The organism is Allotamlana fucoidanivorans (genome assembly GCF_006265225.1).
GTDB classification, from domain to species: Bacteria; Bacteroidota; Bacteroidia; order Flavobacteriales; family Flavobacteriaceae; genus Allotamlana; species Allotamlana fucoidanivorans.
The window spans coordinates 1-292 of sequence record NZ_VDCS01000103.1 but is presented as its reverse complement, the minus strand read 5'-3'; the positions used below and the strand labels follow the sequence as shown (position 1 = coordinate 292).

General features: G+C 40.4%; 1 protein-coding gene. It reads left to right on the top strand.

The genetic code is table 11. From position 1 onward, the window contains the following. Positions 1–9: 9 nt before the first annotated feature. Positions 10–292 (top strand): NAD(P)/FAD-dependent oxidoreductase (locus FGF67_RS17065; protein ID WP_158293253.1); only part of this gene is annotated, 283 nt, incomplete at its 3' end.

The window sequence follows — 292 nt, the reverse complement described above, 5'->3', positions numbered from 1 at the left end:
AAATAAGATATGTCAGAAACAATAGAACGCGTAAAATGCTTAATTATAGGGTCAGGTCCAGCAGGATATACAGCGGCAATCTATGCAGCAAGAGCTAATATGAATCCCGTATTGTATCAAGGGACACAACCAGGCGGTCAATTAACAACCACCAATGAAGTTGAGAATTTTCCAGGCTATCCAGAAGGGGTTACAGGTCCAGAAATGATGATGCAATTACAAGCTCAAGCCCAGCGTTTTGAAGCCGATATTAGAGATGGTTGGATTACAAAAGTTGATTTTTCAAGTGCTA